This is a genomic window from Pseudidiomarina sp., from assembly GCF_033722695.1.
Taxonomy (GTDB): domain Bacteria; phylum Pseudomonadota; class Gammaproteobacteria; order Enterobacterales; family Alteromonadaceae; genus Pseudidiomarina.
In genome coordinates, this window is record NZ_JAWVYM010000005.1 from 22528 (window position 1) to 45160 (window position 22633).

The 22633-nt window shown below is 52.1% G+C and carries 19 protein-coding genes; 10 read left to right on the forward strand and 9 right to left on the reverse strand.

Annotated elements, in window-relative coordinates:
* The first annotated feature begins 66 nt into the window (after positions 1 to 66).
* The gene (locus R3196_RS03330; protein WP_318935229.1) at positions 67 to 1404 is read left to right on the forward strand and encodes an MBL fold metallo-hydrolase; all 1338 of its coding nucleotides are present in this window, start codon (positions 67 to 69) and stop codon (positions 1402 to 1404) included.
* 21 nt (positions 1405 to 1425) lie between these two features.
* Here R3196_RS03330 and R3196_RS03335 read toward each other — a convergent pair whose 3' ends face one another.
* Positions 1426 to 1935, reverse strand: a complete 510-nt coding sequence (locus R3196_RS03335) for a DUF1772 domain-containing protein (protein WP_318935230.1) — start codon at positions 1933 to 1935, stop codon at positions 1426 to 1428.
* Between the two features lie 175 nt (positions 1936 to 2110).
* On the opposite strand from R3196_RS03335, the gene dbpA reads away from it, so the two are divergent.
* Entirely contained in the window at positions 2111 to 3490 is a 1380-nt protein-coding gene (gene dbpA / locus R3196_RS03340; RefSeq protein ID WP_318935231.1) for an ATP-dependent RNA helicase DbpA, read from the forward strand.
* 29 nt (positions 3491 to 3519) lie between these two features.
* Here the strand turns inward: dbpA and R3196_RS03345 are convergent, their stop codons facing one another.
* A complete protein-coding gene (locus R3196_RS03345) occupies positions 3520 to 5388 on the reverse strand; it encodes a DUF885 domain-containing protein (RefSeq protein ID WP_318935232.1) in 1869 nt (622 codons plus the stop codon).
* A gap of 104 nt (positions 5389 to 5492) precedes the next feature.
* On the opposite strand from R3196_RS03345, the gene R3196_RS03350 reads away from it, so the two are divergent.
* Positions 5493 to 6041, forward strand: a complete 549-nt coding sequence (locus R3196_RS03350; protein ID WP_318935233.1) for a YaeQ family protein — start codon at positions 5493 to 5495, stop codon at positions 6039 to 6041.
* On the opposite strand, the gene R3196_RS03355 is transcribed toward R3196_RS03350, so the two are convergent.
* The 3 genes from R3196_RS03355 to R3196_RS03365 are packed head-to-tail and all read right to left on the reverse strand — an operon-like array spanning position 6032 to position 10689.
* Positions 6032 to 7444 (reverse strand): DUF3482 domain-containing protein, encoded by a 1413-nt coding sequence (locus R3196_RS03355; RefSeq protein ID WP_318935234.1) that lies wholly within the window; start codon positions 7442 to 7444, stop codon positions 6032 to 6034. The genes R3196_RS03350 and R3196_RS03355 overlap by 10 nt on opposite strands.
* Positions 7441 to 8841, reverse strand: coding sequence for a DUF2868 domain-containing protein (locus R3196_RS03360; RefSeq protein ID WP_318935235.1), 1401 nt, complete (start codon positions 8839 to 8841; stop codon positions 7441 to 7443). Before R3196_RS03360 ends, R3196_RS03355 begins: the two co-directional genes overlap by 4 nt.
* A gap of 21 nt (positions 8842 to 8862) precedes the next feature.
* Complete coding sequence (locus R3196_RS03365) at positions 8863 to 10689, reverse strand: ABC transporter ATP-binding protein (protein WP_318935236.1); 1827 nt, start codon at positions 10687 to 10689, stop codon at positions 8863 to 8865.
* Positions 10690 to 10798: 109 nt separating this feature from the next.
* Between R3196_RS03365 and R3196_RS03370 the strand changes: the two genes are divergently transcribed.
* Genes R3196_RS03370 through R3196_RS03380 form a run of 3 tightly spaced genes read left to right on the forward strand, consistent with a single transcriptional unit; the run spans position 10799 to position 13771 of the window.
* Positions 10799 to 12478, forward strand: a complete 1680-nt coding sequence (locus R3196_RS03370) for a carbon starvation protein A (protein ID WP_318935237.1) — start codon at positions 10799 to 10801, stop codon at positions 12476 to 12478.
* Positions 12475 to 12747, forward strand: coding sequence for a cory-CC-star protein (locus tag R3196_RS03375; RefSeq protein ID WP_318935238.1), 273 nt, complete (start codon positions 12475 to 12477; stop codon positions 12745 to 12747). Before R3196_RS03370 ends, R3196_RS03375 begins: the two co-directional genes overlap by 4 nt.
* 10 nt (positions 12748 to 12757) lie before the next feature.
* Entirely contained in the window at positions 12758 to 13771 is a 1014-nt protein-coding gene (locus tag R3196_RS03380) for an ArsA family ATPase (RefSeq protein WP_318935239.1), read from the forward strand.
* On the opposite strand, the gene R3196_RS03385 is transcribed toward R3196_RS03380, so the two are convergent.
* Positions 13756 to 14346 carry a YqaA family protein gene (locus R3196_RS03385; protein WP_318935240.1) on the reverse strand — a complete coding sequence of 197 codons (591 nt, stop codon included), beginning with the start codon at positions 14344 to 14346 and terminating at the stop codon, positions 13756 to 13758. The two genes, R3196_RS03380 and R3196_RS03385, sit on opposite strands and share 16 nt — an antisense overlap.
* Before the next feature lie 24 nt (positions 14347 to 14370).
* A complete protein-coding gene (locus R3196_RS03390) occupies positions 14371 to 15729 on the reverse strand; it encodes a M28 family metallopeptidase (RefSeq protein WP_318935317.1) in 1359 nt (452 codons plus the stop codon).
* Between the two features lie 116 nt (positions 15730 to 15845).
* Between R3196_RS03390 and R3196_RS03395 the strand changes: the two genes are divergently transcribed.
* Positions 15846 to 16862, forward strand: a complete 1017-nt coding sequence (locus tag R3196_RS03395; RefSeq protein WP_318935241.1) for a zinc-binding alcohol dehydrogenase family protein — start codon at positions 15846 to 15848, stop codon at positions 16860 to 16862.
* 14 nt (positions 16863 to 16876) lie between these two features.
* On the opposite strand, the gene R3196_RS03400 is transcribed toward R3196_RS03395, so the two are convergent.
* On the reverse strand, positions 16877 to 17320 hold the full coding sequence (locus R3196_RS03400; protein ID WP_318935242.1) for a hypothetical protein: 444 nt from the start codon (positions 17318 to 17320) through the stop codon (positions 16877 to 16879).
* A 142-nt stretch (positions 17321 to 17462) separates the two neighbouring features.
* On the opposite strand from R3196_RS03400, the gene R3196_RS03405 reads away from it, so the two are divergent.
* From R3196_RS03405 to R3196_RS03415, 3 genes are read left to right on the forward strand one after another with little or no spacing between them, the layout of a single operon-like run.
* Positions 17463 to 18608: an efflux RND transporter periplasmic adaptor subunit gene (locus R3196_RS03405; RefSeq protein WP_318935243.1), complete on the forward strand. Its 1146-nt coding sequence runs from the start codon at positions 17463 to 17465 to the stop codon at positions 18606 to 18608.
* Positions 18609 to 18611: 3 nt separating this feature from the next.
* Entirely contained in the window at positions 18612 to 21719 is a 3108-nt protein-coding gene (locus R3196_RS03410; protein ID WP_318935244.1) for an efflux RND transporter permease subunit, read from the forward strand.
* Between the two features lie 57 nt (positions 21720 to 21776).
* Positions 21777 to 22295, forward strand: coding sequence for a DUF2937 family protein (locus R3196_RS03415; RefSeq protein WP_318935245.1), 519 nt, complete (start codon positions 21777 to 21779; stop codon positions 22293 to 22295).
* Here R3196_RS03415 and R3196_RS03420 read toward each other — a convergent pair.
* Positions 22292 to 22630 (reverse strand): hypothetical protein, encoded by a 339-nt coding sequence (locus tag R3196_RS03420; RefSeq protein ID WP_318935246.1) that lies wholly within the window; start codon positions 22628 to 22630, stop codon positions 22292 to 22294. The two genes, R3196_RS03415 and R3196_RS03420, sit on opposite strands and share 4 nt — an antisense overlap.
* Positions 22631 to 22633: the final 3 nt, after the last annotated feature.

Genomic DNA, 22633 nt, shown 5'->3' on the forward strand with positions numbered 1-22633 from the left:
TTTTCTTTTCTCAGCAAAGATTTCGCATTATTCTCGATACTTTACTTTTGCATAGGGAACAACGCAATGGAAATTCTGCATCACGGCGGTCGGTTTAGTGTAACTGGGTCGTGTCACGAGCTCCGGCTCGACGGAGAGCTATCAGTACTTATCGACTGCGGTTTATTACAAGGAACTGACGCCCCTTCAGCGAACGAGCAACAGCTTGACTTTGATACCCAACAAATCAAAGCCCTGTTGATCACTCACTGCCACCTTGACCATGTCGGCCGGTTGCCCTGGTTACTAGCTGCCGGATTCCGGGGCCCCATTTACTGCACTCAAGCTACAGCTACCCTATTGCCGCTGGTTATGGAAGATGCTGTTAAAGTGGGAATAACCCGTCAGGAACACATTATCGACGGCCTATTGTCCATTCTCCGGCGCCTGTTGCGGCCAGTCCCCTATGATTCATGGCAGGACGTTTTTGAGGGGCTGTCAGTACGCTTTCGCCAGGCCGGACACATTATTGGTTCAGCTTATATTGAATGTCAGCTTGCCAGCCGGCGAGTCGTATTCTCCGGTGATATCGGCTGTAAAAATACGTCACTGCTGCCCGACCCGACGCCGTTGGAATATGCTGATTTGCTGCTATTAGAAAGCACCTATGGTGATCGTCTGCATGAAAATCGCAGTGAGCGACAGACTCAACTTCGAATGATTATCGAACGCTGTGTCAGCGACCGTGGTGCAGTGTTGATCCCTGCCTTTAGCATCGGCAGAACTCAGGAACTCCTTTACGAACTTGAAGCCATCATTTATGACCTCAAACAACGCAACAGCGCCGCGCAATTTCCCCTGGTGGTGCTGGACTCGCCGTTGGCGGCGCGATTCACGGAAAAGTACCGTGATCTGAAAGCCCTCTGGGACGCCGAAGCAAAACAGCGACTGAGTGACGGCAGACATCCGTTAGCTTTTGATGAACTGCATGTAATTGAGCATCATAGCCAGCATGAGCAGCTGGTTCACCGACTGCAGTCGACCGCAGAGCCGGTGATTATCATTGCGGCGGGAGGGATGTGTGCCGGTGGGCGGATCACAAATTACCTGAAGGCTTTATTGCCCGATCCGCGCACTGACATCCTTTTTGTTGGCTATCAGGCGGCCGGAACTCCGGGCCGGGCTATTCAGCAGTATGGCCCCAACGGCGGATATGTGGAAATCGACCAACAGCGCATTACCATAAAAGCGCAGATTCACACGTTAAGTGGTTATTCCGCCCATGCTGATCAGGCCGGACTACTGGACTTCATCGGCAGTGCGGGCGGAGCTGTGGCTGCGGTTCGCCTTACTCATGGCGAAGCTGCAGCGCAGCGGGAGCTTCGCCGGAAGATCCGGGAACGTTTCGACATTCCGGTCGATTAGAGCGGCTCCCGTAATCTTGTATTACGCTGCGGATATCTCATGACTGATAGTAGTCGAGCTCATAATAGGATCAACGACGTCAGACTTAGGCAAGGCAGATACCACCTGCCAGGTAAATATAATCGCTGCGACCAGGCTTAAAATCGTCCGCAACGTATGGCGATACCCCCACTGGCTAAGCAATTCGCGGGTACGATCAGAACTTTTGTCGCGATCCGGATCCGTCAGACGATAGTTGATCGGTAATATTAATATTAACGACACCGGTATAACCAGTAACATAATGATGGTTCCAGTCGCCCACCAGGTGCCACCTAGGAGTAACCAGGTGGCTACCCCACCAGCGCTCGCAAACGCGGCCAGGACCGCTTGCAAAATAGTAGCCCGACGGTAACTTGGAGCCCACTCTTGTGCAGCCGGCTTGGTTTTTAAATTCATCCGGGCGGGGTGTTCTACCAGGTTAATATAGATTGCCACCCCGGCATAAAGCGTAGCAGCGAACACCGTAATAAACTGAATATAAGCAAGCATATGCGCTCCTCTTGTTGCGTTTTTTGTTGTGCTTTTTTTAATCTTTACTTAAAGATAGACAGGAATTCCGGTTTTTTCCTCTCCAAAATCAAACCATTACCCACAGAGATCGATTTGCTATACTAACGGCCATTAAAACCACAAATGCCGGCACCGGCAGGATATACCCTTGACTATGCTCACCAACGAATTTAATCAGCTTAAGCTTCCTGAAGAATTGCTCGTCAGCCTGACTGATCTGAACTATCAAGAGATGACTCCGGTACAGGCTGAGAGCCTGCCAGCTATACTTGCGGGCCGTGATGTGATCGTTCAGGCCAGAACAGGGTCCGGGAAAACTGCGGCGTTTGCATTAGGTTTACTAGCCAAACTAAAGGTTGAGCGCTTTCGCATTCAAAGCCTGGTGATCTGCCCCACCCGCGAGCTGGCGGAACAGGTCGCAGAAGAAATCCGCAAGCTTTGCCGCACTATGCATAACGTTAAAGTATTGACCTTGTGCGGTGGAGTGCCGGTTAAAGCACAGATTATTTCACTTGAGCATGGTGCCCATATACTGGTCGGTACCCCTGGACGACTACTGGATCATCTGCAGCAACAACGGCTGGATTTTTCAGAGCTCAGTACCCTGGTGCTGGACGAAGCCGATCGCATGCTCGAGATGGGCTTTCAGGAGCCGCTGGCGGCCCTCATCAATGCGACTCCTGCTGAGCGGCAGACGCTGTTATTCAGTGCCACCTATCCGGCCGGTATTGAACGCCTGGCTGCCAGTTTGATGCGCCAGCCATTGCGTATCACAGTAACCGATGACAGTGGTCAATCAGCTACCCTTCAGCGCTTTTTTCAGCTTAATGGCATCCCCCGTGATGAAGCCGCCATGCGCTTGCTACAGCACTATCGCCCCGAAAGTTGTCTGGTGTTCTGCAACACCAAACGTGAAACTCAGGAGCTCGCAGACAGCCTGAAGTACAACCAGTTTAGTGTGCTCGCGCTGCATGGCGATCTGGAACAAAAAGATCGTGATCAGACCTTGATCCAGTTCACCAACCAGAGCGCTTGTGTTCTGGTCGCAACAGACGTCGCCGCCAGAGGTCTGGATATCAGCGGTCTGGACTTGGTCATCAACCTGCAACCGGCCCATGACACCGATACCCATATCCACCGTATCGGCCGCACGGGCCGCGCCGGTGAGGCGGGCCTGGCACTGACTTTGGTTGGCCCGTCAGACGACTATAAGTTTCGCCTGATCGAGGATCGCCTCAATGAGAAAGTTGTGCTTCAGCCTCTGCCCGGCGCCGAATTGCTACAAAACCGGCCACTGCAGGCACCCATGGTTACTATCCAGATTCAGGGTGGCAAAAAGCATAAGTTGCGGCCGGGAGATATTGTCGGCGCGCTAACCAGCGATAAACAGTTAAACGTGGATGATATTGGTAAGATTCAGCTGCAACCCATGTGGAGTTATGTAGCGATAAAACGTGAAAAATTCCGGCAGGCGCTCGATATACTTAATAATGGCAAGATTAAAGGCCGCAGCTTCCGGGTCCGGGCAATTTAATTGCCCGACCCCGTCGCACTGTGTTGCCCTCATAGCCGTTGATCGTGGTTTTCTATCCAGCGGTCAATGCGCCGCTCGAGAATATGCAAAGGTAAAGCTCCGCCGTTTAAGATCGTGTCGTGGAAACCTTTAATATCAAAGTGCTCACCAAGCTTCTCCTCAGCTTTAGCTCGCAGATCTTCGATACGTTGCATACCAACTTTATAAGCCGTAGCCTGACCCGGCATAACCAGATAACGCTGAACCTCAGCGCGAATAGCTTCCTCAGCAATGGGCGTATGCTGTTTGAAGTAATCAACCGCTTCCTGTTCAGTCCAGCCTTTAGCGTGCAGGCCAGTATCTACTACCAGCCGTACGGCGCGCCAGAGTTCCGTGGTTAAGCGGCCAAAGTCTGAATAGTCGTTTTGGTAAGCGCCCATCTCTTTAGCCAGCTTTTCAGCGTACAGCGCCCAACCTTCTGAATACACCGTAAAGCGGGCTTGGGTGCGGAACCGTGGCAGCATTTCCAGTTCCTGGGCAATGGAGACCTGCATATGATGGCCCGGATTACCTTCATGGTAGGCAATTGCTTCCATTTCATTCTTGGGCACCGCGTTCATGTCTGACAAATGGACATAGTAAACACCTGGGCGCTGGCCATCCGGGGTTCCCGCTGAGTAATGCGCTGGAGCGCCATCCTGCTCGCGGAACGACTCAACGCGCTTAACCACTAAGCCAGCGCGTGGTAATACACCAAAGTAATCGGGTAAGCGCTCATTGATAAAGTCGAGATAATCGCGGGTCTGTTCCAGATAAGCTTCACGACCTGCGTCGGTATCCGGGTAGAAAAAACGCTCATCGGTACGAATAAACTCAAAGAATTCCTGTAAATCGCCATCAAACTTAACGCGCTTACGGATTTCGTTCATTTCTTCAGTAATCCGAGCCACTTCATCAAGACCTAGCTGATGAATTTCTTCAGGAGTCAAATCCGTTGTCGTTGATGCTTCCAGCCGCGTCTGATAATAGACGTTACCGTTTCTGAAACTATGCACGCCAGTGGCGATTTCCGGGGTGTTTTCGATATCACTTTCAAGCCAGCTGATGACGTCCTCATAGGCAGGTTTAAAGTATTCAGTTAAAGCGTTACTGGTGGCCTGACGCAGTTCATCAGCACGGGTTTCATTAATGGTTCCCTGCGCAACCAGCTGATCAATTTTCATCGTTGCGTCAGCCATCAGGGTCGACGCTTCTTCACCCTCCGTGAACGGGCGGCCTTCCAGCAGTTTTCGGGAAACCTTAATCACTTTCTCATAAGCAAATCGCGGTGGTCGGATCCCTTCTTCGGTCTGCTGTTTCGCACGTGCAAGGAACTGGCCCATGGCCCGGGCGATTCCCTCAATTCTCGAGTTATAGGCCTCCATATCTGACTCAGTTTCAACTTTATGAAAATTGATTAAAAACTGCGGCAGATAGGCGTGAGGACCACGCATCTGATCAAATACATAATCCATGTGCTGAAATTCATCGGCCTGTTTCTGCAATTTGTACTGGTAGACCCATATGTCATACGATTCGCGCGCTTCGGGAGTGAGCTCATCGTAATTGAACTGCTGTTTAAGTTCGTTTACCGAGGCTTCCATCATACTGAGCTCGCGTTGCTGCGCTTCGCGGCTGAAATCATCGATTTCACCATACTGGTCTTTACCGCCAAGGCGGGTAATGGTCATGGGGCTTAACTGCAACTGCCGCTGATACTGAATATCGAACCAGGCATTCAGGCGCTCGGATTCACTTTTATCCGGGTGCTCTACCACTGCGGTGGCCTGGCCGTCTTGTCGCTGCTGATCCACACCCGGATTCGGGCCGCAGCCCGCTAACAGGCCTAATACTGCAAGCGTAACCAGTGAATAACGCATAACAACCATCCTCATCTAAATGTGAATTTTTTGATTCAGTTATAAATGATACTAAACCAGCTTGTGGTAATATCAAGTTCCTCCCCTTTTTCTGAGCTTAATACATGGCCTTAAAATCCACAGTAATTAAAGTTGTTATGCAAATTGCTGATATGGATCGCAACTACTACCAGGATCATCAACTAACAATCGCCCAGCATCCATCCGAAACCGATGAGCGACTCATGATTCGCTTATTCGCTTTTGCGCTAAATAGTTCTTCCACTTTAGCATTTACCAAAGGCCTGAGTTCGGACGGCGATGAGGCTGAGCTCTGGGATCGTGATTACAGTGGTGTGATTAATCGCTGGATTGAATTTGGTCAGGTGGATGAAAAGTGGCTCCGCAAAGCCAGCGGCCGGGCCCGGCAAGTGCAGTTAGTCTGTTACGGCGGGCGTAGCGTGCCGGTGTGGTGGCAACAGAATCAGCAAAATCTGGCCCGTTATGACAACCTGCAGATCATTGAAATACCCGAGCCGTCAGTCAAAGCTATGGGGCAATTAGTCCGTCGGGCTATGACCCTGCAGTACACCATCAATGAAGGGCAGGTCTGGGTCTCTGATGGTAACGAGAGCCTGCTAATTGAACCGGTAATCCTGAAAGATTACAGCTGATCGGACCCAGCCATGAGTGCATTCTGTAACCGTCGGACCTGTTTCTCACGCTCGGACGATGGTTCAAAGGCATCGGGTGCCATGGCCGACCAGTCTCGATGTTTTCGTGCTTCGCGCAAAGGCGCAGGCTCGTTACCCGGCTGCCAGCAAACCGCTTCACTGGGCTGTTGATCAGGGGCCGCACCAATTATTAGTTGTCCGGATGTCGCGTGACCGCGCCGGGTAAGCTGCTCAATAAGATAGCGCTGCCGGGTTGCCAGCAAGGCAAGGATCGCATTTTCTACTATAAGTTCCTGGCCCCCGCTAAAACGCGCTTTAAGCCTTGAACCATAGTTCTGCCAGCCTTGGTAAACACCACCCACTAAAGCACCAATGGCAGTGGCCGCGCCCAGACTCAGGCCGCCGACCATAAGATCCAGTCCTGCGCCGGCCGCTGCACCAGTGCCAACCCCCAGCCCAGCCTTCAACCCAAAGTCTTTTAAGGTATGCACAGCAAAAAGATCGTCCTGCCAGTAACCGGCGTCGATATTCAGCTCATCCAATACTGCCGTATCAAGGCGGAAAGCAAATAAGGCAATAATTTCTGCCAGACAGCTCTGCTCACGTAGCTTCACCTCTCGCTGCATAGTAGCGATTGCGGTACTCAGAATCTTAGCATCAGCACTGGGCACCAGCTTCCGGTAGGACGTAACATCAATAAGTAACTCGGCCAACTGAAAATAGGCTTCGCGCCGGCGCTGCTCCCGGCTCTGAGCCCGGTCAGCGGCAACCGCGTCCAGTTCAGCCCGCGCCGATGGCAGCACAGCCACCAGGCTGGTAAAGAGTTCCTGTTCAGCTCCAGCAGGTGGGCTGAAGGTATCAAATTCAACCAGGGTATGCAGATTGACCCGTGCCAGCGCTGTTTTCCATTCAGCCGTATAGGCTTTAGACGCAGCAGTGAAGTTCAGAACCGCGACTAAGGGCTTGCCGCAGCGCATCAGAATGGTCAGCTCATCCTGAAATTTAGCCAGCACCGGATCTCTGACATCAATAACATAGAAGGCAGCATCACTGCGCATCAACTGACGTAAAACCTTGGCTTCCTGTTCAAATTCATTGCTGGCATATGAGCTATCCAGAAACGCCTCTACCTGAGCCGGCCCGTCGTGGCGATGGTCTGGCAAAAATCGCTGCGCAAACAAGTCGTAAAGATCAGTTCCAGCTTCCAGCCCGGGCGTATCGAAAAATTCCAGCACAGCATCGCCGCCGACACCAATACTGGCACTGATCACCTCGCGGGTGCTGCTGGGGCTGGCAGCGACCACGCCAAACTCTGTTTGCTGCAGTAGCGTTCGTAGTAGCGATGTTTTACCTACATTTGTATGGCCGACCACGGCAATTCTTATTGGCTTTTTCGGGTTCATGCTGGGTCACTCTTATTTTGCCCGACCTTGACCAGCCAATCGCTGATCACATCCTCTGCATCGGTTAACGGCACCTCAATAGCGGCCAGCGCATCTTGCCAATGCAACTGATGGTGTGCCTTCGAGTCCTTATCTTTAACCAGCCAGGCAAGCAGTTGCTGAGCGCCAGGTTTCAACTGCTCAATAAAACGTATGCTGCCGCGATCCGGTGATAGATTCGCATCTATTCTGATGATCGCCAGCGCCACCGGGCCAGCCCGAAGCTGCTCGATCACCTTTTGTTTTTCAGCGCCAGCCCCTATTACCCCCATATAATTCAGATCAGGATACGCACGGGCAAATTGCTTAGCACTGTCTGGATCAGGCTCAAAATCGAGACTGAGTAATACCCTGCCCTTGCCTTTTACCAGCGCCAGGGTTCGTTTGCGTACGCTGGTCAGCCAGCTGTCAGAGTCGGTATTATCGGGGTCCACCAGTCTTGCTGCGTGATCAGGCTCGGTAAGATTACGCAAAGCATAAGCCATCCCCGGCTTATTCAAATCCAGTTGCATGTGAAACCAGCGCCAGCTGAATACCAAGACGGCAACCAGCAGCAACACCAGCCGTAAGCCGATACCGTAGATTGCCAGGCAAACCAATAGCCAATTACCGGCTTGCTGGTAGAGTTCAGGCGACGGTTTATTCAGCAGGGATTCAACTGATGGCGCAGTATAGTTAAAAAAGCCGGGAAGCCAGTTCAGTACCTGTGCGATAGCTTTTACACTTTGGGTGTCCAGAATAGTGGTTGCCCAGGTAAACGCGTAAGTATTAACCGTCAGTTTCGTCAGCAAAGCTATCCAGGCGGCAATCAGTAGCGCTGCCCAAAAGCTGTGTGTAATCATTGCCATCAATGGCTTTAAGAGGCCCTGCGATCGGGCCACCTGCACCGCGGTGCGCAGGGTATGAGCGTGCTGCGAGCGGCGCCCGAGGCGTTGCCAGATGTTCAGCGCCAGGCCGCCAACCCCGGCCTTGTCATTGCCAGCTAATAACGACAGTAACCAAACCAGCAGCATGATGATATGCAGTCCTAAAAGCGTAATCAGCGCCTGTAACATTGATAACGGCTGCTCGCCGTGCAATGCCGCGCTTGCAACACCATAGCCACCGGCCAGAGCGAAAATTAAGAGTAAGCCAGCCAGCCATCGCCTGGCGCTACGCCAGAGCAAAAAGTCAGGTTTAGCAAGCGCTTTCGGTGCATCTTCCGCAAGCAGCCGGGCGCGCTTCAGCACCCGGTCACGCAGGGCGGTCTCCCGACGAGCTGAAGCTAAAACCCGATTATCATCCAGTGCGCCATGGGTTAATTCATATTGCCGCACTAATTCGGCTACCCATAACTTCTGAAAGCGCGAATACGCCATTAACTTGTTCCCTTTTTGCTGCTAGTCCTGCAGAAAGCCACCGGACTGCCGTTGCCAGAGTTGCGCATAAAGCCCTTTTCTGGCAAGCAGTTCCTCATGACTACCCTGCTCAATAATGCGACCCTCGTCCATCACAATCAGCCGGTCCATAGCGGCGATCGTGGATAGCCGGTGGGCAATGGCAATAACCGTTTTACCTTCCATCAGCCGATACAGATTCTCCTGAATCGCGGCTTCCACTTCAGAATCGAGCGCTGAAGTGGCTTCATCTAATATTAAAATGGGCGCATCCTTGAGCATCACCCGGGCGATAGCAATACGCTGACGCTGGCCACCCGATAATTTGACACCCCGCTCGCCTACATGCGTATCGTAGCCTTTGCGTCCTGTAGCGTCACTTAAATCACTGATAAAAGTATCGGCTTCAGCCCGGTGCGCGGCTTCCTCAATCATCTTCTGGGTCGCGTCCTCGCGGCCGTAGGCGATGTTACCCCGAACTGAGCGGTGCAATAGCGAAGTATCCTGGGTAACCATACCAATTTGCTTGCGCAGGCTATCCTGGGTTACCTCGGCGATATTCTGACCGTCAATGCGAATCGTCCCGCCCGATACTTCGTAAAAACGCAGCAACACATTAACCAGGGTTGATTTACCAGCGCCCGAACGCCCTACCAGACCAATTTTTTCACCCGCAGCAATCCTTAAATCAAAATCCCTCAATACCGGTTTATCGGCGCTGTAATGAAAGTCGACGTGATCGAAGTGCACTTCGCCCTCAGTTACAATTAAGGGTTTTGCGTTGGGAAGATCTTGAATTTGCTGAGGAACTGAAACCGTTTTTATCCCATCCTGCACGGTGCCAATATTTTCAAACAATGAAGAAATTTCCCACATAATCCATTGGCTCATGCCCCATAGCCGCAGTACCAGACTTAACGCGACAGCAATGGCGCCAACGGTGATTGCCGCGTCGAGCCAGAGTTTTATCGCCAGAAAACCGACGCTAAACAGCAGCAATGAATTGATCAGATACAGGCAGGTATAGAGTTTAGTAACCAGGCGCATCTGGCGGTGCACGGTGCCAAGGAAATCCGACATACCCTCTTTGGCAAAACGGCTCTCGCGCTTGGCGTGGGAAAATAATTTAACAGTCTGAATGTTGGTGTAGCTGTCGACAACGCGACCGGTCATAACCGAACGCGCATCCGCCTGTTGTTCTGCCACCACCCCCATGCGGGGCACAAAATAGCGCAGCAACAACACATAAAACACCAGCCACACCAATAACGGAATAGCCAGACGCCAATCCGCGGCGCCAACGATAACCACAGTGCCGATAAAATATACGGTGACGTAATTGAGTACATCAAACAGCTTAATCACGCACTCGCGCACAGCCAATGCAGTTTGCATTACTTTGGTGGCTATCCGGCCCGCAAACTCGTCCTGATAGAAGGTCACCGACTGATTCAGTAAATATTGATGTACCAGCCAGCGGATCCGCATGGGGTAGTTACCCAGGAGTGACTGAAAAGTTACCAGAGAATGCAAAATGACCAGTAATGGCAAGCCAACTAATACTACTGCCGCCATTCCGGTTAATGACCAGAACTCTTCCTCAAGGAAGGTTTCACGGCTTTGCGCCGCCAGCCAGTCGACAATATTTCCGATGAAACTGAATAACCAGACTTCAGTAATGGCGATCAGCATCATCAGCCCGCCAGCAGCGAAAATATAAGGCCAGGCGCCACGGCTATAATGCACACAGAACCGTATCAGGCTTTCTGGTGGTTGCTCGGGCGGGTCCTCAGGAAAGGGATTCAGGCGATTTTCAAACCAGCGAAACATATTAGTCCTTGTCCGGTGAGCCTAGACTTTGGTCGCATGTCAGGCTTTACTATTGATGCGGTACGATAACCAGCTAGATTACCCCAATAATAAACTAAAAGGGCATTCCATGAACGCTATTCTATTGATGCTGATGGGTTTAGGAGCGATGTTTCTCGGTTATGTGTTTTATTCAAAATTCATAGCGGAGAAAATATTTAAACTTGATCCCAATTTCCGTACTCCCGCCCATGAGTTTGAAGACGGCGTTGATTTTGTTCCCACAAATAAATTTGTGCTCTGGGGCCATCATTTTACTTCAGTGGCCGGTGCCGCTCCCATTATCGGGCCGGCAATAGCCGTTATCTGGGGCTGGGTGCCAGCATTTTTATGGGTCATCTTTGGTACCATCTTTTTTGCTGGCGTTCATGATGCCGGTGCCATCTGGGCCAGTAACCGCAATAAAGCCCGTTCCATTGGCGCGTTAACCGGCGATGTGGTTGGTAAAAAATCCCAGAGCCTCTTTATGATCGTTATTTTTCTGGTGTTGCTGATGGTGAACGCGGTTTTCGCCACGGCTATTTCAGGGTTGCTGATTAGCTTCCCGAGTTCAGTACTACCGGTGTGGGGAGCAATTTTTGTCGCACTGATCATCGGTCAGGTTATTTTCCGCAAGTGGATGAACCTGGGTACTATTTCGATTCTGGGTGTCATTGCGCTGTACGCCCTGATCTGGAGCGGTCCATCGATGCCTCTGACACTGCCCGAGTCATTTATGGGCGTCAGTGATAACGCTCAGTGGATCCTGGTGTTATTCGGTTATGCCTCTATAGCATCACTGCTACCGGTGTGGATGCTGTTACAGCCCCGTGATTATATTAACGGCTTACAACTTTTTATCGGCCTTATTCTGGTTTATGCCGCGGTGCTTATCAGTGGGCCCGAACTGGTTGCGCCAGCCTTTAATACCAATACCCCGGTCGGCACTCCCTCCATGATTCCGCTACTCTTTGTCACTATTGCCTGCGGCGCAATTTCCGGCTTTCATGGGCTGGTCGCTTCGGGCACCACCTCCAAACAGCTCGATAAAGAGCCTGACGCACGCTTTGTTGGGTACTTCGGCGCCATTGGCGAAGGCTCGCTGGCACTGGCAACCATCATCGCAGCTACCGCCGGCTTTGCTACCCTCGCCGACTGGCAGGCTGTTTATCATTCGTTTGGGCAAGGTGGGGTATCGGCCTTCGTGCAAGGTGGTGCGAATATTCTGCAAAATGGTATTGGCCTCGATGTCTCAATTTCCCAGACCCTGCTCACTGTAATGGCAGTACTCTTTGCCGGTACCACCATGGATACCGGCCTGCGGTTACAGCGCTACATATTTCAGGAATGGGCACAGATTTATAATATTAAATGGATGAGCAAGGCCGCACCGGCAACTTTGCTGGCGGTTGGTTCCTGCCTGATACTGGCATTCGGCGCTGGCGGCGCTGACGGCACCGGTGGCTTACTGATCTGGCCATTATTCGGTACTACGAACCAATTGCTGGCAGGCCTCACCTTACTCGTTATCACCACAATGCTGGTGAAATTGGGGCGGCCTATGTATTTCACCCTGATACCTCTGGTATTCCTGCTGGTCATGACGATTTACGCCCTGCTCATCCAACTGATGAGTTTTTATCAGAAGTCCGACTGGTTCCTGTTCGGTCTTGATTTGGTGGTGCTGATTGCCGCTATCTGGATTGCGCTGGAAGCATCGAGCACCCTGACCCGCTTACGTCGCGAGAACAAAGAACGGCAAAGCGCATGAAAATTTCAGCGATTCGACAATGGCTGAAACAGGCCAACCAGTATGCTACCGAGGTCTACAATGCGCCTTATCGCTCGGCGATAGCCCGCGCTAAACGCGAAGAAGACGATCTCTTTATGTTACTGGTATTCTCTGAAGCTATGGGAGTCCCCAATCCAGCGGCCTACTACACGCTTGAGTTACAGCCGTTGATGCTGGAACGTTTTCATGCCTGGCATCAGCGCATGGGCATGGAGCACTCGCCGCTGGATGGCTTTCGCTGCTGCTGACGGAGTAAAAATGGACAGCTTGTTTGCTAAGAAAATCATTTTCGTCGGCGGTAAAGGGGGCGTCGGTAAAACGACCATCGCTTCGGCCACGGCGCTTCAGGCTGCCGCCGAGGGCAAGAAAACGTTACTGGTATCAACTGATCCGGCGCATAGCCTCGCCGATGCTTTTGCCCGTCCTATTGGCGACAATATTACGCGGGTCGCGGAAAATCTGGATGCCCTGGAAATTGATCCAGAACGCGAAGCAACAGCGCATATTGAGCGTGTTATGGCTTCGATGAAACGCTTTACGCAGCCTGATATGTACCCCGAAATCGAGCGACAAATGCGCCTGACACAACAATCGCCCGGCACTCAGGAAGCGGCATTGCTGGAGCGGATTGCCGGTTTAATTGATCAGCCGGCCTCAGACTACGACTTACTGATATTCGATACCGCACCGACCGGTCATACCTTACGTTTACTCACCTTACCTGAAGCTATGGCCGCCTGGACCCAGGGCATGCTCCGGCAGACCGCGCGTTCAGAGCAGCTCGCCGGCGTTCTTGATCATCTGAGCCCGAAGGCGGGTAAAGATATCAACAACCCTATGGCTGATCCTGCCGATAATGCAGTAGCTGATATGGATGACCGTACTGCCGCGATCACCCGCAGCTTGCAACATCGTCAGCGGCTATTCCAACGGGTCCGTCGCATCCTTATCGACGCGGATCAGACTGCTATGTTGTTTGTACTGACACCGGAAAAATTACCCATTCTGGAAACCCAGCGCGCCATCAAGGCGTTGCAAGCCGAACAGCTACCGGTGGCAGGTCTTGTTATCAACCGTAACCTGCCCGCTACTGCTGATGGTGAATTCCTGGCACAGCGCCGCCAGCAAGAGTTGCGCTATCGAGATGAAATCAACAGTGTCTTTGCCGGACTGGATAAACTGTACCTGCCGTTATTCGCTGCTGATTTGGAAGGTATCGGCGGCTTACGTGCAATGGCTGCCGAATTAAGATGGGATCAAAGCCAGAGGTAAATTCCGTAAAGGATTGCTGCAATAACGAGGATCAGCCAGGCAACCCGACGATCATAACGCTCGAACCAGCGCAGCGCATAATCCCCAAACCAATGCACCAGCAGTGCCAGGCCATAGTAGCGAACGCCGCGCGCTATAGCGGCGGCAATCAAAAATAAATAAATTGGATAGCCAGCGCTACCCGCAGCCAACATGGCGGTCTGAAAAGGTACGGCTGATATACCGATAAATAATACGGTGGCGAAGCCATGCTCTTCAAATTGCCGGTTAAACTCAGCAAATCCGTTGTCATAACCCAGCCAGTTAAGCAGCATCTGCCCGAGATCATCGAAGAACAAGAAGCCAATGCCGTAGCCGATCATGGCGCCAACCAGACAGCCGGCAAGTGCCATTGAGGAAATAGCCCATAGCCGGTCCCTCTGGCTTAACAGGATTGGGATCAGAATAAGCTCCAACGGAATGGGGACGATCAGCGCTTCCAGCAGCGATGCGAGAAATACTAATGTCAACAAGTAGTTGGAATTGAGAATGCGCGCTACCAGGCGGTTAGCGCGCGTATTCTTGGTCTTCTTCACTTAATGGCTTAACCGCTCAGTTATTTACTCACCGAAAGCGCCGGCTGGTCCCGGAAATACGACCGGACTTTCAAAGCCGTCTTTGCTGACACTCGCCACGCCGAAAAAGTAGTTATCAATAACGATATTCTCCAGGGTATATTCAGTGACATCACCCACATAGCGACTGAATTCCCAGTTTGGTGCATCCGTATGACGCCAGTAAACCCGGTAACCGGCAACCAGCTCTTCTTCTGCCGGGCTGGTCGCGCCCCATGTCAGTGTTGTATCAGGCGATACCGCACCACTGATGCTAACGTCGGTTGGTGGGGCTGGTGCCCACGCCATGCTTGCCAGGGATACCGCATTCAGGGCCGTTAACTTAGCCGCATAATCAAAGTTGACACCATCGATGGTATCGCCGTATGCAATACCGTCCTCGACCCGCAAATCCTGGTGCTGGCGGTTATAGTTTTCATTGGTTTCCATAATCCGCACGCCCGGATAGCCAAGGTCGTTGAACGGCCGGTGATGGCCTCCACGGGCAAAGCGATCAAGCCGGTAAATGACCATGGTGTCAAGGTTGGTGATATAACGATCAGCCATCCAGTCAATATAACGGGCCAGGTTGCGGGTCGGTGAATCTACCTCGCCACCGGTGAAGCGGCGACGACGGGCGTCTTCCGGGGTTTCATCCATCCGCGTACCTTCGGCAAAAATACGGGCAGTAGTATTATTGATAACACCGTTAACGCCTTCGATATTGCCAATCATGTCGTTATTTAACACGGCTTTTATCCGCCAGCCGTCTTCTTTCGCTTGTTCGGCCATGATCTTACCGCCGAATAAGCCCTGCTCTTCGCCAGCTAAGGCGGCATAGACGATAGAGCCTGCGAATTTATACTTAGTCAGCACCCGGGCCGCTTCAAGGGTACCGGCAACGCCAGAGGCATTATCATTGGCGCCTGGCGACTCTGAGGTGTAATCCATCACATCGGATACCCGCGAATCAATATCACCCGACATAATGACATAACGACCCGGGTCAACTTCGCCCCGCTGGATGGCGATCACGCTAACCACTTCGGTCGGGTTCGGAATACGAGGTTCACCGGAAATAACTTTCGACTGGTAGTAGACTTCCAGACAGCCGCCACAGGCTTCTGAAATGGCATCAAATTCAGCTTTAATCCAGCGCCGGGCAGCGCCAATGCCATGGGTGTCTGACTCGGTCTCGGATAAGGTATGGCGGGTACCAAAACTCACGAGTTTCGTAATGTCGTGCTCAATCCGATCCGCCGAAACCGCCGCTGCAATATCATGCAATTTTTGCTGATCTTCATATTCGATGGCCGCAAGCGCCGATCCGGTTGCCAACACGGCACTGATCGTAAAGGGAAGCATAAATAATTTCATGAGTTATCCTTAAGATGAAAAGCATGGCAACTACTATAAGGTTTCCTGAGCGGCCAGGTCAAAATAACACGCTCAAAAGCCTGATTTAAACGAGGAGTGAAGAAATGCGAGCTGTAGGTTACAAAAAGTCACTACCCGCCAGCGATAACGAAGCTTTACTGGATATCAGCTTACCCGAGCCCGACGTGGGCCCAAGCGATGTGCTCGTCGCGGTAAAAGCCGTTGGGGTGAATCCGGTTGATACCAAGATTCGCATGCGTAAAGAACCCGCGCCTGGCGAAACCGCCATCCTGGGTTGGGATGCGGCTGGCATAGTGACTGCAGTCGGCAGCGATGTTACTGCCTTTCAATCAGGTGATGAAGTCTGGTATGCCGGAGCCATCGACCGGCCGGGTTGCAACGCTGAGCGGCATGCGGTTGACGCCCGCATCATCAGTCATAAGCCTGAATCACTGAGCTTTGCTGAAGCCGCGGCTATGCCGCTGACATTTCTTACCGCCTGGGAGTTACTCTTTGACCGATTGAAGCTCAGCGCAGAAGATGAGGATGCCATCATTTTCATTACAGGCGCCGCCGGCGGGGTCGGCTCGGCGATTATCCAGCTCGCTCAAGCCTTAACCCGGGCTACAATTGTCGGAACCGCCTCACGCGATGAATCCAGAGCCTGGACGAAAAAAATGGGCGCCGACCATGTAATCGACCATAGCAAATCACTTACCAGCGCGTACCGGAAACTGGGCTTATCAGCAGTTACCCATGTAGCCAGCCTGACCCACAGTGATCAGCATTTTGACGACCTGGTCGAACTATTACGACCACAGGGAAAACTTGCATTAATTGACGACCCTGCCACGCCACTGGACATCATGAAAATGAAACAGAAGAGCCTGTCGTTGCACTGGGAGTTTATGTATACCCGATCCCTGTTCCAGACTCCGGACATGAATCGTCAGGGTGAGATCCTCAAAAAAGTTGCAGCCATGATTGACGCTGACAGGATTAAATCCACCATGACCACCAACCTCGGTCCAGTAAACGCAGCTAACTTACGCGCGGCCCACCTTCAGCTTGAGTCTCATCATACCGTCGGCAAAATTGTACTCGCCGGGTTTGATCGTTAGTTGTGCCTGCCCTGCTATTCAATACAATCGGCGGGGGTGAAACGAAGCGTGAACAAAGAAGCATCGTTCATATCGAGATAGCGAAACTCAACGAAATCGGCGTGATTGCGATAAAATGCTAAGCTTTCACTGTTACAGAAATGATGCTGCATAGGGCCTTCAACCTGCGCCTGGATTCCGGCAACATCATTGCGGTATTTATCGATGCCAATTAACGAATACACAAAGCGCATGCCGTAGTTAGCCACTTCGGCGCGTTCAAACCGCGTATGTTCGTCCAGCAACTTCGGCAAATCCCGGTTCAGTACACCGGAGCGCTCAAGGAGCTCCTGATACAACTGGTTACGATTTTTTACTGCCGATCCTTGTTGCCACAACTGGAAAAGCCAGATCAATAAAAGCCCAATAACCAAAGCAGTTACAGCAGTTATAAGGCGTTTTTTTGCTGATATTCTCATAGAAATTCCCTGCTCGAAGTAACTAAAATTTATGGCAATGTCCTTACAAACATTCACGCATGTATGTATAATTAAGGGCATTGTTCAGTTCATTGCGCTCAGGCAGAGCCCGGGCGATTTATAAAAAACATGAGGTATTTTAATGCAACAACGCGCTCGTATATCGTTGTTTCTTCCCCTGTTGGTCAGTTTCTCGCTCGTACTGGCTGGTTGCAGCGATAGCGACGACAGCGTGGGGCATCAACAACAGCAAGCTGTTACTGTCGGTGTTGTTACTCTGAAACCCGAAACCGTGAATGTTTCAACAGAACTACCCGGGCGGGTTACTGCGTTTAAAGTAGCAGAAGTTCGCCCCCAGGTCAGCGGCATCTTGCAAGCGCAGCTGTTCAAAGAGGGCTCCCTAGTCGAAGCGGGTCAACAGCTCTATCAGATTGAACCCAGCTTATATAAAGCTGAGGTCGCCAGTGCCGAAGCGGCAGTCGCCCGTGCAGAGGCTTTGATCAAGTCAACTGAGGCCCGTTTTAATCGGTTCCGGCAGCTACTGGACGAAAAAGCCATCAGTCAGCAGGACTATGATGAAGCTGAAGCCGCCTATCTGCAGGCTGAAGCTGAGCTTAAAGTAGCCCAAGCCGACTTAAACCGCGCTCAGCTTAACCTTAGTTACACCCGGGTTGAAGCGCCGATAACCGGCCGCATAAGCCGCTCTGTCCTCACCGAAGGAGCTTTGGTGACGACCGGCCAGGCACAGGCGCTTACTTATATCCATCAGCTTGATCCTGTATATGTCGATATCGCCCAAAGTAGTGAGGAATACGCCGAGCTGCAGCGCGATATCCGTGCTGGCCGGATAACCACCGATAACAATAACCAGGCCGCAGTGACGCTGACTGTAGGTAAAGGTTTCAACTTTGCCGAAACCGGTAAGTTGTTGTTTAACGAAGTGACCGTTGATCCCCAAACCAGCTCTATAACGTTGCGCGCACAATTTGCTAATCCTGATCATATTCTTATGCCAGGTATGTATGTACGCGCTGAAGTAGCCCGCGGCGAATTGCAGCAAGCACTGCTGGTACCCCAGCAAGGCGTAACCCGCGATCCTCGTGGCCGGGCGACCGCCATGGTGGTTAACCAGGATGGCGTTGTTGAACAACGTTATCTTACTGTGGATCGCACTATTGGTAGTGACTGGCTGGTAACTGAGGGTGTGGATGCCGGTGATCAGGTTATCGTTGAGGGCTTACAAAAAATTAGTGCCGGCGATTCTGTTAAAACCGAAGAAGTGAAATAAACGATGGCACGATTTTTCATTGACCGCCCTATCTTCGCCTGGGTTATCGCCATACTGATTATGTTAGGCGGTAGCCTGGCGATTACCGCCCTGCCCGTTGAGCAGTATCCGCAGATCGCGCCACCCTCAGTGCAGATAAATGCGCGCTACCCCGGCGCTAACGCGGAAACGCTGGAAGAATCTGTTACCCAGGTTATTGAGCAGAACCTTACTGGTATCGATAACCTGATGTACTTTTCATCAACCAGCTCTTCTGCCGGCAACGCCAGCATCACCTTGACATTTGAGGCCGGGACCGATCCCGACATCGCGCAAGTCCAGGTACAGAATAAGTTGCAACTGGCGCTGCCGCTGCTGCCACAGGAAGTGCAGCAGCAAGGGCTCTCTGTTGTTAAGTCCAATGACGCGTTTCTGATGGTATTAGCGCTAATTTCCAGCAACCCGGAGATCAATCAGATTGATCTGAGTGATTACGCGGCAAGTAATCTGCAGGATACTATTAGCCGGACGCCCGGCGTCGGTAATGTTCAGATCTTCGGCTCGCCGTATGCGATGCGAATCTGGCTGGATCCGGATCAACTGGTTGAATATCAGATGACGGCCCAAGACGTGGTACTGGCAGTCCGTTCACAGAATAATCAGATTGCAGCGGGTGAGCTTGGTGGCACGCCGGCGGTTGAAGGCCAGCGCCTGACGGCATCCATAATTGCTCAGACCCGACTGGAAAGTGCTGAGGAATTCCGGGATATTCTGTTGCGCGTAAACGCTGACGGATCAACGGTTCGTCTTGGTGACGTTGCGCGCGTCGAACTAGGCGGTCAGAATTACAGTACCATTGCCCGCTATAACCGTCAGGCTGCGGCCGGACTCGCGGTCAACCTGGCCACCGGTGCCAACGCGCTGGAAACAGCCGAAGCGATTAAAACTACGGTTGCCGAATTAGAGCAGTTTTTCCCTGATGGCGTTGAGTTGGTCGTGCCTTATGACACCACCCCCTTCGTTGAAATTTCCATTACTGAGGTGGTGAAGATCCTATTTGAAGCTGTGGTTCTGGTGTTCCTGCTGATGTTTATCTTCCTGCAGAACTTCCGGGCGACCTTAATCCCCGCTTTTGCTATCCCGATCGTGTTGTTAGGCACGTTCGGCATCATGGCGGCGTTTGGCTTCTCGATCAATACCCTGACCATGTTTGGTATAGTACTCGCTATTGGACTGCTGGTTGATGACGCGATCGTGGTCGTTGAGAACGTCGAACGGCTGATGAGCGAGGAAGGCTTATCGCCGCGTAAAGCGACCATAAAGTCGATGGAACAAATTACCGGTGCCCTGGTCGCTATTGGTCTGGTAATGGCCGCGGTATTCGTGCCAATGGCTTTCTTCGGCGGCTCGACGGGTGCGGTGTACCGACAATTCTCCATCACCATTATTTCGGCAATGGGATTATCGGTGCTGGTCGCTATTATCTTTTCGCCGGCTCTGTGTGCCACTATTCTCAAGCCGATCCCAGAAGATCATGAACCTAAAGGGCTGCTCGGCTGGTTTAACCGCACGCTGGAGCGTGCTACCCGTAAATATACCGAGTCGGTACGGGGTATTATCAAGCGCAGTGCACGTTTTGTAGTTATTTACCTGGCTCTGCTTGTGGTAATGGGTCTGTTGTTCGCCCGCATGCCAACCTCATTTATTCCGAATGAAGATCGCGGTGTGTTTCTGACTATGATGCAGCTTCCCGCTGGCTCCACCCAGCAACAGTCGCTGGATACTATGCAGAAAATTGAAAATTACTATCTGGATGAAGCCGAAGGGATACGCTCCGTGTTCTCGGTAGTAGGCTTTAGTTTCGCCGGTCAAGGGCAAAATGCCGGTCTTGCCTTCGTGCGCATGACGGACTGGGAAGAACGAACCACTCCCGAGTTACAAATTGACGCGATTATAGGCCGGGCAATGGGCTTTCTGAGTCAGTTACGTGAGGCCAATGCGTTTGCTTTCAATCTGCCATCGATTCCGGGCTTAGGTACCGCCAGTGGCTTTAGCCTCTATCTGCAGGATCGCGGCGGACTTGGCCATCAGGGGCTGCTGGATGCTCGTAACCAGCTGCTGGGCATGGCTGCGCAGGAACCTTCTCTGGTTGGTGTGCGCCCTAATACACTGGAAGATACCCCGCAGTTCCGAATCGATATTGACTTCAATAAAGCAAAAGCCATGGGGCTTAACATTGAGTCAATTAACAGCACACTTAGCGCCGCGTTCGGTACCGTTTACATCAACGACTTTATTGACAGAGGCCGGGTGAAACGGGTTTATATGCGCGGTGAAGCCGAAGCACGGATGGTGCCGGAAGACGTTGAGAAGTGGTACGTGCGTAATAATAATGGCCACATGGTGCCGTTCAGCGCCTTCTCTTCCACCAGTTGGGATTTTGGTCCGCAACGGTTGAGTCGCTACAATGGTGTGCCCGCTATGAATATTGAGGGTGAAGCGGCAGCGGGCTATTCGTCCGGTGAAGCCATGGATACCATGGAACAGCTTATCAGCCAGTTGCCAGCAGGCATCGGCTTTGAGTGGACCGGGATTTCTCTGGAGGAGAAAAAGTCCGGTGCCCAGGCACCGTTACTTTACGCTTTATCGCTACTTGTCGTTTTCCTGTGTCTGGCAGCACTTTATGAGAGCTGGTCGATACCTTTCGCGGTTATGCTGGTAGTGCCCCTGGGTGTTCTGGGTGCGGTAATTGCCGCCACGATGAGAGGCCTGGAAAATGATGTGTATTTTCAGGTTGGTCTGTTGACGACCGTCGGCGTATCCACCCGTAATGCCATTCTTATCGTTGAGTTTGCCAAAGATTTGCAGGCTCAGGGTAAGGAACTCTTCGAAGCGACTCTGGAAGCGGTAAGGCTGCGGTTACGTCCGATTCTGATGACCTCGCTTGCCTTTACCTTCGGCGTACTGCCGCTGGCATTATCAACCGGTGCCGGCGCCGTTAGCCGGCAGGCCATAGGTACAGCCGTTATCGGTGGTATGCTGGCAGGGATGATTCTGGCGATATTCTTCGTCCCACTGCTGTTTTATCTGGTACGCCGCCGGTTCCCGCCAAAAGTCCGCGAACAAGACTAACTTGTTCGCTCACAGACATGCTATGGTTGAGTAACCTGAACTTACTCAGTCATAGCCATGCTCTATCGTTATTTTGTCCTGATTATTGGTGCCAGCGCCCTGCTGATCGGCGTACAGATCCCTAACTTTGTGACTCAATACCAGCAACGTCTCGACGCCCAGCTCACCGAGGCGCTGGTCTACTATGTGCAGTTTGAAGAAATTGCGGAACGCTATTTTGAAGGCGATATGCAGGCGCTGATCCGTAAACATGAGACCAGCACTGAAGAAGTATTCCGGGCCGAAGCCCGTCCGTTGCGGGAATTAGTCGAACGGGTTGCCCGCTATCGGTATCAACAGGCCCAACTGGATAGCAGTAGTTTCCCCGAGCAAGTATGGTTTGTTGCCACTCAGGCCGATCCTGAGTTACGGGCCAGCACCTGGCGCACGTACAGTTTTAACGTGCCGCTAACGCAACAAGCGGTAATCACCGGGGCCGTCTTCGCATTGCTGCTCGTGCTGCTGCTTGACTGTTGCGGCGGGCTACTGAAAGCCTGCGCACGGCGGCTGCGGCGGCCACAACGGCAACGACGCTAGTCTTTGTCGTTGTCTTTTACCTGGTACTCGCCTTCGATGACGTTATCATCGCCACGGTTGGTACGTTGCTCGCGCTGCTGCTGATGCCGCTGACGGGCCTGTTGCTGGGCCGCGCGACTGGCTTTAGTAAATTGCCACATCTGGCGCATCTGCCGGCGACGACGCCACATCAGGGGCAGGAGTAAAATCCAGCCCACCAGCAGAAACAGTAAACCAAGCGTTAACGCCACTAGTAGAAAAACACCAAACAATAACCAGCCAAGCACCACTGCTAACGGGTTTGCACCCGGCTGAGGAGTGAGTTTTTCTTGCCACCGGCGAATATAAATCAACATAGT

Coding starts and splice junctions, on each gene's coding strand:
- R3196_RS03330 (WP_318935229.1), top strand. CDS start 67: ATGGAAATTCTGCATCACGGCGGTCGGTTTAGTGTAACTGGGTCGTGT.
- R3196_RS03335 (WP_318935230.1), bottom strand. CDS start 1,935: ATGCTTGCTTATATTCAGTTTATTACGGTGTTCGCTGCTACGCTTTAT.
- dbpA (WP_318935231.1), top strand. CDS start 2,111: ATGCTCACCAACGAATTTAATCAGCTTAAGCTTCCTGAAGAATTGCTC.
- R3196_RS03345 (WP_318935232.1), bottom strand. CDS start 5,388: ATGCGTTATTCACTGGTTACGCTTGCAGTATTAGGCCTGTTAGCGGGC.
- R3196_RS03350 (WP_318935233.1), top strand. CDS start 5,493: ATGGCCTTAAAATCCACAGTAATTAAAGTTGTTATGCAAATTGCTGAT.
- R3196_RS03355 (WP_318935234.1), bottom strand. CDS start 7,444: ATGAACCCGAAAAAGCCAATAAGAATTGCCGTGGTCGGCCATACAAAT.
- R3196_RS03360 (WP_318935235.1), bottom strand. CDS start 8,841: ATGGCGTATTCGCGCTTTCAGAAGTTATGGGTAGCCGAATTAGTGCGG.
- R3196_RS03365 (WP_318935236.1), bottom strand. CDS start 10,689: ATGTTTCGCTGGTTTGAAAATCGCCTGAATCCCTTTCCTGAGGACCCG.
- R3196_RS03370 (WP_318935237.1), top strand. CDS start 10,799: ATGAACGCTATTCTATTGATGCTGATGGGTTTAGGAGCGATGTTTCTC.
- R3196_RS03375 (WP_318935238.1), top strand. CDS start 12,475: ATGAAAATTTCAGCGATTCGACAATGGCTGAAACAGGCCAACCAGTAT.
- R3196_RS03380 (WP_318935239.1), top strand. CDS start 12,758: ATGGACAGCTTGTTTGCTAAGAAAATCATTTTCGTCGGCGGTAAAGGG.
- R3196_RS03390 (WP_318935317.1), bottom strand. CDS start 15,729: ATGCTTCCCTTTACGATCAGTGCCGTGTTGGCAACCGGATCGGCGCTT.
- R3196_RS03395 (WP_318935241.1), top strand. CDS start 15,846: ATGCGAGCTGTAGGTTACAAAAAGTCACTACCCGCCAGCGATAACGAA.
- R3196_RS03400 (WP_318935242.1), bottom strand. CDS start 17,320: ATGAGAATATCAGCAAAAAAACGCCTTATAACTGCTGTAACTGCTTTG.
- R3196_RS03405 (WP_318935243.1), top strand. CDS start 17,463: ATGCAACAACGCGCTCGTATATCGTTGTTTCTTCCCCTGTTGGTCAGT.
- R3196_RS03410 (WP_318935244.1), top strand. CDS start 18,612: ATGGCACGATTTTTCATTGACCGCCCTATCTTCGCCTGGGTTATCGCC.
- R3196_RS03415 (WP_318935245.1), top strand. CDS start 21,777: ATGCTCTATCGTTATTTTGTCCTGATTATTGGTGCCAGCGCCCTGCTG.
- R3196_RS03420 (WP_318935246.1), bottom strand. CDS start 22,630: ATGTTGATTTATATTCGCCGGTGGCAAGAAAAACTCACTCCTCAGCCG.